A 10,642-nucleotide genomic window follows, 5' to 3' on the forward strand; every position below is an offset into this window, starting at 1 on the left:
CCCGGAGGGGAGAGGGAGTAGACGCTCGCTAGATCGGACTCATGAAACCCAAACCCAACGCCCTTATCTGGCTTCTGCTCTCCGCCGTCGTCATCGTGCTCGATCAGCTGAGCAAGTGGTGGGCGCTTGCGGCCCTGCAGCCGGCGGGCACGCCGCATCCGGTGATTCCCGGTTTCCTCAACTGGACGCTGGCCTTCAACAGGGGCGCGGCTTTCAGCTTCCTCGCCAATAACGACGGCTGGCAGCGCTGGTTCTTCGTGCTGCTCGCGGTGGTGATCAGCGGCGTGCTGGTGGTGTGGCTGTCGCGCACGCCGCGTGGCGACTGGAAGACGGCAATGCCGCTGGGACTGATCGTGGGCGGCGCGTTGGGCAATCTCATCGACCGCCTGCATGCCTCGCAGGTGACGGACTTTATCCACGTGTATTTCCGCGAGTGGAACTATCCGGTATTCAATCTCGCCGACTGTGGGATCACCGTGGGTGCGGTGATGCTGGTGGTTTTTGGCTTGTTCCAGGGCAAGACCAAGGCCTGAACCCACCCTCACGTACGGTCATACCGGCCGTGCGATAATGCCGATCAGTCAGTCTGATAAGTCCGGAGCTTCCGTGGACATCCTGCTCGCCAATCCCCGTGGTTTTTGCGCCGGTGTGGATCGCGCCATTGCCATTGTCGAACGCGCGCTCGAATCCTATGGCGCCCCCATCTACGTGCGCCACGAAGTGGTGCACAACCGCTACGTGGTGGACAAGCTGCGTGCCGATGGCGCCGTGTTCGTCGAAGAACTGCACGAAGTGCCTGATGGCGCGACGGTCATCTTCAGCGCGCATGGCGTGTCCAAGGCGGTGCGCGAAGAAGCCGACCAGCGTGGCCTGAAGGTGTTCGACGCCACTTGTCCGCTGGTCACCAAGGTGCATATGGAAGTGGCGCGCCTGGGCCGCATCGGCCGCAGCGTCGTGCTGATCGGTCATGGCGGCCACCCGGAAGTCGAAGGCACCATGGGCCAGTGGAATCCGGCCAACACGGGCGAGATCCTGCTGGTGGAATCGGTGGAATGCGTGGCCACGTTGGAGCCGAAGTTCCCGCACGAGCTTTCGTACGTCACGCAGACCACGCTGTCAGTCGACGACACCAAGGCGATCATCGAAGCGCTGCGCGCGAAATTCAGCGACATCGAAGGTCCGCGCAAGGACGACATCTGCTACGCCACGCAAAATCGCCAGGACGCCGTGCGCCGTCTCGCCGCCTCGGTGGATCTGATGCTGGTGGTCGGCTCGGTCAACAGCTCCAATTCCAACCGCCTGCGCGAGCTGGCGGAGAAAGAGGGTGTTCGTTCCTATCTCATCGATGGCGCGGAGCATATCGAGCGCAGCTGGCTCGACGGCGTCACCCACATCGGCCTCACCGCCGGCGCATCGGCACCGGACAAGCTCGTGCGCGACGTGATCGCGCGCCTGCAGTCGTGGGGCGCCGGCAACGTGCGCGAACTCGATGGCGAGCCGGAGACGATCACCTTCGCCCTGCCCAAGGAACTGCGCCTGGTCGGCGGTGTTTCCGCGAGTCTCTGAGCCCCGACATCTTGCGCGGTTCTGCTCCGCTCCGTAGAATTCACGGTTCCTCGCCGGAATAGCTCAGTTGGTAGAGCGGCGCATTCGTAATGCGTAGGTCGTAGGTTCGATTCCTATTTCCGGCACCATATACTCATACGCAGGCGTCTCCCGGAGTCTGTAGTGGCCTTAAACCCCGCGTAACTGCGGGGTTTTTTGCGTATTGGGCAGGCGTTGGAGTGCTTCGGCAGTCGTTTCGGCCGGTGGGAGCGATGACGGAGAGTTCCGGTTGGCGCGCAGGCGGCATGCGGCAGCGTTCCTGCTGTGCTGGCTGGCCCCCGCTGATGCCGCATTACGGGGCCCATCGGGTCGCGGATGCCTCCAGCCGCAGGATCGAAATCCGGCCTAGGGGCGCCGGCTCTGCAGGTTTCACGAGCCAGACCGGCGTGAATCGGTTCCGCCTTTTGGCGGGTGGGAGGCCACGTTGACTTCGGGCGGCCTGACCTTGTGCTAGGTTCCGAGCCCGATCGTCAACGCACGGGATGCTCGCGCCATGAGCTTGCGGACTTCGTTGAAGGGCCTCGCCAAGGCAGTTCCACCCATCGGGAGACTGGTCTCGCATCGTGACCGCCTGCTGGCGGAGCGGGACGACCTCGCGTTCGAGCGCGATCAACTGCACGCCGATCGTGCTCGATGGCAGGCCCAGGCGCAATGCAGCACGGCAGGTGCGGCCGAGATCGCAGCGGCAACTGCCCGTGCCGAGGCTGCCGAATTTGAAGTCTCGCAAGCGATTGGAGAAGTCAACCGCCTGCACGCGGTCGCCGCGGAGCGAGAAGCGCTGATCCTGTCCATGCGCGACCAGCTTGCGATGTTTGGCGAAGGGCCGCCTTATGTGCCCAATGGCCACTATTACTCCCCCATCGCCCCAAAGAGCGAGATCACCCGAGATGACGCCAGGATTTTTCGCGGCGTGCCGGATGCGATCCCCGGGGTTGACCTTCGACTGGAGCAGCAACTGACGCTACTAAAGGAGTTGCGCCAGTACTATGACGATCTGCCTTTCAGCGACCACAAGCAGGAAGGTCTGCGCTACCACTACGTCAATCCGTCCTACAGCTACTCGGACGGCATCTTCCTGAATGCGATGCTGCGACACCTGCGACCGGACAGGGTGATTGAGATTGGGTCGGGCTACACCTCGGCCATGTTCCTGGATACGAACGAACGGTGGCTGGGCAACGGGCTCCAATTGACGTTCATTGAGCCGTACCCGGAGCTGCTCTATTCGCTCTTGAGGGAGGGTGACCGGGATGGTGTCACCGTTTACGCGAGCAGACTGCAGGATGTCGAGCTGAGCGTATTTGACGCGCTGGCGGCAGGCGACATTCTGTTTGTGGACTCGACCCACGTCAGTCGTGTGGGTAGCGACGTCAACTACATTTTTTTTGAGATTCTGCCCCGGCTGAAGTCCGGGGTTTTCATTCATTTCCACGACATATTCTTTCCCTTCGAGTATCCGAAGAGCTGGATTCTCGAAGGGCGAGCGTGGAACGAGATTTACCTGCTGCGAGCATTTCTCCAGTTCAACGCGTGGTTTGACCTGGTGCTGTTCAACACCTTGCTCGAGCATAAATTTCCGCAGTACTTCGAAAGAGAGATGCCGCTATGCCTCAAGAACCCTGGCGGCAGCATCTGGCTCCGGAAGCGATGAGGTTGCGCAAAAGCTGAGCCCTCCCGCTCATGCTGCCGCCATCCGGCAACCGCATCATGAGGGGGGGGGCGCTTCCCTGTCCCCCCGCAATGCAGGCCGCCCTCGTTTGGGCAGGGACTCCTTATCGCAACAAGTTACGCCTGTCCCGAAAAAGCCCTTACATGACCATTGCTGTCTAAGCGCTAATATCTTGATGATTTTATGGGGTTATCTGCAATATTGCGGACCCTGTTCACGGATCCCGGAAGGCGAATGACCGCTTGTCGGCAAGTTCTTACCGTTCATCCCGAAAGAATTTACGATTTGTTTTGTAGGCCCTAGGCTGACCCTTAAGTAGTCAGAAGGGGGGCTGGCCATGTGCATAAGAGCGCCAAGGGGCGTCGATAGCGGTAGCGGGCGTATCCAGGCCGGCTTCACGCTGGTCGAGTTGATGGTGACGCTGGTGGTACTCGTGGTGTTGACCGCGGTCGCCGTGCCGAGTTTTCGCAGCCTCACGCTTTCCAATCGCCTGACCGCTTCGGCCAACGAGATCGTGGGCACCATCCAGGTCGCGCGCATGGAAGCGATCAAGCGCAACGCGCGCACCCAGCTGTGCAGCAACTCCGCCACCAGCAATGCCGCCGACGCGCTGGGCCAGGCCTGCGGGACGTCCTTGGGCGCCGTGGTGGCCACGACGGCGGCGGGTCCCGTGGTGGTGCGCGAGAGTCAGCTCGATCTGACCGGCTCAGTGATTGTGGCCGGAAGCATGACGGCGCTGCGCTTCAACTCACAGGGCATCGCGCACGCCACCAGCAGTTCCGCGCCTTATGAAGGCCAGGTCATCGATATCTGTACGCCGTCGCTCCGTGCCGAGAATCATCGCGTGATTCAAATGGTGGCCGGTTCAGTCGTGCAGGCCGTCACGACGACTTCGACAGAGTGCTCCACATGACGACGCATCGCTTTCATACCGGCCGTTCCCGCCGCCGCACCCATGGCTTTGGCATCGCCCGCGCACAACGCGGCGTGGGACTCATCGAGGTCCTGGTGGCGGTGTTGTTGCTGTCCATCGCGTTCCTCGGCGTCGCGGCGTTGCAGGCCAAGTCGCTGTCCACCAACAACAGCGCGATGGCACGCAGCATGGCGACGATGGCCAGCTATTCCATCCTCGATGCGATGCGGGCGGATTACGACCTGGCCGCTTCGGGCGGTTACAACACCTCGTCGCCGATCAAGGCCAGCGCTTGCCCCGCAGCCGATACGACGGTCAAGAACGCCCAGTTGAACGACTGGTGCGTGCAGCTGGGCAAGTCGCTGGGCGCGAGTGACTCGACGACGGGCAGCATCGCCTGCACCGGTACACGGGGCGACTGCACGATCACCATCACCTTCGACGACAGCCGTGCCGGGAAGGGTGGGGCGAGCAACCAGACCGTCGTGACCAGGGGCATGCTATGACGTCGCGATTGATCCGTTCCGCGCTGCATCGTCGTGGCGCCGTGCGCGGCTTCACCCTTATCGAGCTGATGGTGGCCATGTTGCTGGGCCTGGTCGTGATGGCCGGCGTGGGCAGCGTGTTTCTTTCCAACCAGCGTGTCTATCGCACCAACCGTGCGCTCAGCGATGTGCAGGACAACTCGCGCGCGGCGTTCGAGTTGCTGGCGCGCGACATCCGCAATGCCGGCCTGACCGCGTGCAGCAACAGTGGCCGCGTGGCCAACGTGCTCAATATCGGCCCGGTCAACGGTGGCACGACCTGGTGGGGCAACTGGAACAATGCTGTCCGCGGCTTTGAAGGCAACGACACCGATGTGGCGGCCGGTACCGGCGATGCCGATCGCATCGCAGGACAGCCTTCGCTGCAATTGCTCGGTGGCGACGATACGAGCTACAGCGTGGCGTCGCACGATACCGGCACGGCGCAGTTCACCTTGAACGAAGCCAGCACGGATCTGGCGGCAGGCGATGTCTTCATCGTATGCGACTACGACCACGCAGCGATCTTCAAGTCCAACAGCTACAGCGCCACCTCCAAGACTATCGGCCACGCCACCACGGGCGGGAACTGCTCGACGGGCCTGGGCTTTCCTACCTCGTGCGGTTCGGCCAACTTCTACACGTTTGGCGCCAACGCCTATGTCACGCGCCTGAATGTGTCGGACTGGTACGTCGGCAAGAATCCGGCGGGCACCCGCTCGCTGTATCGACTGGGTCGTGCCGGCGGCACGCCGACGCGCCAGGAAATGGTGCGTGGCGTCTCCGACATGCAGCTGAGCTATCACCAGAGCGACCTGGCGGGCAAGCCGTTCGTCAAGGCCACCGACGTCACCAACTGGAGCAACGTGAACGCCGTTCGAGCCACGCTGACCATGCAGAGCGAGGACAGCCGCGCGAGTACGAGCAATACCTCGCTGGTACGCAGCTTCACCGTGACCACCACTGTGCGCAATCGGGTGCTGTGAGATGAATGCCATGATTCCTCAAGCCGTATTTTCCCGGGACATCCATTCGAACCCGCGCATGCGTGTCATGCGGCCATCGCCCTCGCGCCAGCGCGGTGTCGTGCTGGTCGTGGCCTTGCTGCTGCTGGTGGTGGTGACCCTGGTCGGCTTTGCCGCCGTGCGCGGCACCATCATGCAGCAGAAGATGGCCGCCAATCATTACGACCGGCAGATCGCGTTCCAGAGCGCGGAGGCCGCGCTGCGTGCCGCCAAGCTGCGGATTGTGGCCAATCCGGGCGACATTGCGCGCAACTGCCGCACCGGCACAAGCGTATGCCTATCCAATCCGTTCAACGATCCGAATCTGCCTTCGGGCAGCATCAAAGATGTTGGCCAGGGGACGGCGGACGGCCAGTTCACCAAGGCATCCGTGGCAGCCAGCCAGCCGCAGTACGTGATCGAAAACATGGGCAACTGGGCTGATCCGACTTCCGATACCGGTTTCGATCAAAGCGCCAATTCCTACAACTACGGCAACTCGGGCGGTTCAACCACAGCCGTCTACTACCGCATCACGGCACGCAGCGGCGATCCGGCAGCGGTGGGCGACCGCGCCGTCGTGGTTTTGCAGGCCATCGTCAAGCAACGCTGAGTTTCATCGACGCGGCGCCGGTGGATCGTGCGTCGTTCACCTTCAGGGCGGATCGATATGAACAATCATTCCAGCTTGCGCGCCCGCGCAGGCCGCTTTACGGGCAGGCTGCTGTCGGTCGGCCTCACGGTGCTGGCGCTCGGTGTGCTTTCCACGCCGAGCATGGCGGCGGTGACGGTGGACCAGCAGCCGCTGATCATCCAGAAATCGCTGCCGCCCAACATCGTGCTGATGTTCGACGACTCAGGCTCCATGGCCTGGGACTTCATGCCCGATGCGAAATTCCTGCCCGGTGCGACGACCAACAACAACGTCACGCTGGTGGATCTCGATGCGCTGCGCTATTCGGGCAATAACGGCACCTACTACAACCCCAGCGTGACCTATGCGCCGCCGGTCAAGGCCGATGGCACGAAGTACACCGCGCCCACCGGCATCGACAGCGCCTTTGTCGATGGTTTTCGCAGTCCCACCACCACGGATGTGACGCAGTACGCGTCCGATAGCTTCTGCGATTACAACAACGTCAGTTCGCGCAACTGTACGAGCGGAAACAGTACGTCTTACCACTACTTCAAGTACTACTCGGCGATCACGACCTCGTCGACCAATACAAGCACGTATGCGGCCAATCCCAGATGCACCAGCGGCTCCGATACGCTGGTCAAGGATGGCGGCGCCAACAATGGCATGTGCAAGCACACCAACAGCAAGGGCGTTGTCAGCTACGTAAATCCGAGCACCAGCTGCGACAGTGCGGACACGTATCTGCCGGCCAGCATGATGTGCCAGAAGGTCACCACGGTTACGACCACGACCAATCTGTTCACCTATACGGTGCCGGGAACCAACGGAACCTATACGCGTAAATACATCGGCAAGACTGGCGCCTGCACGGCCGCGAACCTGACCTCGGCCAGCTGTGACGACAGCCCGACGGCGCAGCAGAACGTGGCCAACTGGTTCTCGTATTTCCGCACGCGCATCCTGATGGCCAAGAGCGGCCTGATGAACTCGTTCTCGACGCTCGATACCACCTTCCGCGTGGGCTTCGGTTCGATCGACGGCAACAACGACTCCAAGCTGCCCACCGATCAGACCACCAAGAACAACTTCAATATCGCCAACGTCAAACCCTTCGTCGATCAGAAGAGTGCCTTCTGGACGTGGCTTGAGGGTGAGACGGCAAACAACGGCACGCCATTGCGTACGGCCCTGGATGCGGTCGGTCAGTACTACAAGACCGATCAGCCCTGGGGCGCGATGAACAGCGATCCGGACTTTGACACCGCCAGCGGCAACACCGAGCTGGCCTGCCGCCAGTCCTACACCATCCTCACCACCGATGGTTTCTGGAACGGTGCCGCGGCTCCCACCACCATCGGCGACGCTGACAGCACCGCCAAGACCAACACTGGCGCCAACAATCAGTCGTACACGTTCAGCGCCGCCAAGCCCTACAAGGATGGCGTGTCCAACACGCTGGCCGACGTGGCGATGTATTACTGGGTCAACGACCTGCGCACGAATACGTCCAACGAAGTGCCGGTGAACAACGAGGATCCGGCCTTCTGGCAGCACATGACCACGTTCACCCTGGGCCTGGGCTTTACGCCGACCGGCATCACGCCGGCGGGGACCACCGTCGACCAGGTCTTCAACTGGGCGCGTGGCGGCACAGCCATCAATGGTTTCGCGTGGCCGGCGACCAGCTCCGACAGCATCAACAACATTGCCGACCTGGCCCATGCGGCGGTGAATGGTCATGGCGGCTTTTACTCCGCCACCAGTCCGGAAGCATTCACCAGCGGCCTGAAAGATGCGCTCAAGCGCGCCACGGAGCGCGTCGGTACGGGCGCGAGCCTGGCCGCGAACTCCACGCAGCTGAAGACCGGTACGGTCGCCTATCAGGCCAACTACTACACGGCCAAGTGGAAAGGCGACCTCAAGGCGCTGTCGATCAATGCCAACTCCGGTGCGATTGCCACCAATCCCGATTGGACGGCGACGTCGGCGCTGCCGGCCTATGCCGATCGCAAGGTCTACAGCTACAACGCCTCTGCGGCGTCGCCCAATACGCCGGTGTTCCAGTTCAATGCCGCCAACGTCGGCATGCTCTCTGGCACGCAGCAGCTCGCGCTCGGCGCGACCAGCGCCGAGCAGCAAACCATGATCAGCTACCTGCTGGGCGATACCTCGCAGGAGCAGCGCAATGGCGGCAGCTTGCGCAACCGCGACACGCCCCTGGGTGACATCGTCAACTCGCAGCCGGTGTACGTCGGCGCACCGAATGCGAACCAATTCGTGGGCAAGAGCTTCACCGGTTCCAGCACCTTCGCTGATTACGCCGCGGGCAAGGCCGGCCGGGCCGGTCGCATCCTGGTTGCAGCCAACGACGGCATGCTGCATGCCTTCAATGGCGCGACGGGCGCCGAGGTGTACGCGTATCTGCCCTCGGCGGTGATCACCAGCAACCTCAAGCAGATTGCGAATCCCGCCTACGGCGGCACCGACGTCGCGCATCAGTACTTCAACGATGGCGAATTGACGGTAGCCGACGTGTACTACGGCAGCCCTGGCGCGTGGCATACCGTGGCGGTGGGCACCACCGGTCGCGGTCTGGCCAAGGCGGTCTACGCACTCGATGTCACCGATCCGGCTGTCTTCAAGTTGCTGTGGGAACGTTCGGCAGCCGATGGTCTGAGCAACAGCGGCTATATCGGTCAGATGAACGGCAAGCCGGTGGTCGCGCAAACGGCGAACGGTTCGTGGTCGGTGCTGATCGGCAATGGCTACAACAGCAGCAATGACACGGCGGCGCTGCTGCAGTTCGGCATCACCGATGGCGCGCTGACGGTGCACACCACCACCGATACCGCGACCGGCAACGGTCTGGCGGCTCCCGCGGTGTGGATCGGCAATAGCTCCAACGGCATCAGCACGGTGGCCTATGCGGGCGATGCCAAGGGGCAGGTGTGGAAATTCGGTCTCAACGACGGCACGGCGGCCACGCCCGACAGCATCGGATCGCTGGTGTTCACGGCAACCGATGCAGGTGGTACCGGCCAGCCCATCACCGCGGGCATGTTGATGGGGCGCGATCCGGCCACCAGCAATCTGTGGCTGTTCTTCGGCACGGGTAAATATCTCGCTTCGGCCGATCTCAAGAACAAGGCCACGCAGACCTGGTACGGCCTGATCGTGCAGTCGAGCAACGACACGGTGGTGAGCAACCTGGTGTCGAGTGGTCGAGCGGCGCTCGTGCAGCGACAGATCCTGCTTGAATCGGCAGGTGATGCTGCCGCGACTCCGCCGGTGTCGCCAGGCCGTGCGATCACGGCCAAGCCGAGTACCAGTGACCTGGGCGACAAGTCCGGCTGGTACATGGACCTGACCTCGCCGAGCAAGGGCGCCGAGGGCGAGCGCATCGTCACGCCCAACCAGTTCCAGGGCAGCATGCTGCTTGGTACGACGCGCATCCCGCAGGCCACCGACGCATGCAATCCCTCGGGTCGCGGCTGGATCATGGCGCTCGACCCGTTCAGCGGGACGGCCGCCAGCACCAGCTTCTTCGATCTCAACGGCAACGGTGCGATCAACGACGCCGACGGGGTGAAGTCGGGCAACAACACGCTCACCAATAGCGGCATCGGTTTCAACTCGTTGCCGAACAACCCGATCTTCGTCGGTGGCGTGATGCTGGTCAGCTTCGACAACGGCTCGAACGGGAGCGTCTATACCGCTGGTTCGGCGGGAGCGTTCACCCGCGTGTCCTGGCGCGAACTGGTCAACCCCTGAGCGACCTTCCATGCGAATGAGGAAAACCCATCCCATGTCCCAGCAACGCCATGCCCGTGGCAGGCTCGCACACCATCACTTTGAACGGGGCTTCACCCTGGTCGAGATGATCGTGGTGGTGGCGATCATCGCCATACTCGCGGCTATCGCCATGCCCTCGTATTTCAAGCATGTGGCGAAGACCAACCGCATCGCCGCGCAGGGCTGCCTGTCCGAGTACGCCAATTACATGGAGCGCTACTACACCAGCAATCTGCGTTACGACCAGACGCCCGCCGGTGTGGCCAATGCCGATCCGCATCTGGACTGCCAAGCGCAAATCGCCCGCAATTACACCCTCGCACCGGCCAGCGGATCGACATCGTTCACCGTCACGGCGACACCCACCACGGTGCAGCTCAATCGCGATGGGATGTGCGGCACACTGACACTCAACCATCGCGGTGCGCGCACGGCCAGCGGCAGCGGTGGCGTGGCCGGCTGCTGGTAAGCGGGTCTGGATGGAACAAGGCCGCC

At 62.5% G+C, this 10,642-nt stretch carries 9 protein-coding genes and 1 tRNA gene; all 10 read left to right on the top strand.

The genetic code is table 11. From position 1 onward, the window contains the following. Window positions 1-41: 41 nt before the first annotated feature. Window positions 42-533, top strand: a complete 492-nt coding sequence (lspA, locus tag Y882_RS16065; protein ID WP_046972962.1) for a signal peptidase II — start codon at window positions 42-44, stop codon at window positions 531-533. Between the two features lie 73 nt (window positions 534-606). Then, on the top strand, window positions 607-1,566 hold the full coding sequence (gene ispH, locus Y882_RS16070) for a 4-hydroxy-3-methylbut-2-enyl diphosphate reductase (RefSeq protein ID WP_046972963.1): 960 nt from the start codon (window positions 607-609) through the stop codon (window positions 1,564-1,566). Window positions 1,567-1,618: 52 nt separating this feature from the next. Beyond that, window positions 1,619-1,694 (top strand) — tRNA-Thr (locus Y882_RS16075). Between the two features lie 404 nt (window positions 1,695-2,098). Further along, on the top strand, window positions 2,099-3,256 hold the full coding sequence (locus Y882_RS16080) for a class I SAM-dependent methyltransferase (RefSeq protein WP_211259202.1): 1,158 nt from the start codon (window positions 2,099-2,101) through the stop codon (window positions 3,254-3,256). Between the two features lie 355 nt (window positions 3,257-3,611). Next, a complete protein-coding gene (locus Y882_RS16085) occupies window positions 3,612-4,187 on the top strand; it encodes a GspH/FimT family pseudopilin (protein WP_052950075.1) in 576 nt (191 codons plus the stop codon). Further along, window positions 4,184-4,693 carry a type IV pilus modification protein PilV gene (gene pilV, locus Y882_RS16090; RefSeq protein WP_082121153.1) on the top strand — a complete coding sequence of 170 codons (510 nt, stop codon included), beginning with the start codon at window positions 4,184-4,186 and terminating at the stop codon, window positions 4,691-4,693. The genes Y882_RS16085 and pilV overlap by 4 nt, the downstream gene beginning before the upstream one ends. After that, the gene (locus Y882_RS16095; protein ID WP_052950077.1) at window positions 4,690-5,697 is read left to right on the top strand and encodes a PilW family protein; all 1,008 of its coding nucleotides are present in this window, start codon (window positions 4,690-4,692) and stop codon (window positions 5,695-5,697) included. The genes pilV and Y882_RS16095 overlap by 4 nt, the downstream gene beginning before the upstream one ends. Before the next feature lie 67 nt (window positions 5,698-5,764). Continuing rightward, on the top strand, window positions 5,765-6,328 hold the full coding sequence (locus Y882_RS16100; protein ID WP_046973026.1) for a pilus assembly PilX family protein: 564 nt from the start codon (window positions 5,765-5,767) through the stop codon (window positions 6,326-6,328). Window positions 6,329-6,385: 57 nt separating this feature from the next. After that, window positions 6,386-10,126 carry a pilus assembly protein gene (locus tag Y882_RS16105; RefSeq protein WP_046972965.1) on the top strand — a complete coding sequence of 1,247 codons (3,741 nt, stop codon included), beginning with the start codon at window positions 6,386-6,388 and terminating at the stop codon, window positions 10,124-10,126. Between the two features lie 34 nt (window positions 10,127-10,160). Next, window positions 10,161-10,616 (top strand): type IV pilin protein, encoded by a 456-nt coding sequence (locus Y882_RS16110; protein ID WP_046972966.1) that lies wholly within the window; start codon window positions 10,161-10,163, stop codon window positions 10,614-10,616. Window positions 10,617-10,642 lie beyond the last annotated feature (26 nt).

Origin of the sequence: Dyella japonica DSM 16301, assembly GCF_001010355.1 — a bacterium.
In the GTDB taxonomy this organism is placed as follows: Bacteria; Pseudomonadota; Gammaproteobacteria; order Xanthomonadales; family Rhodanobacteraceae; genus Dyella; species Dyella japonica.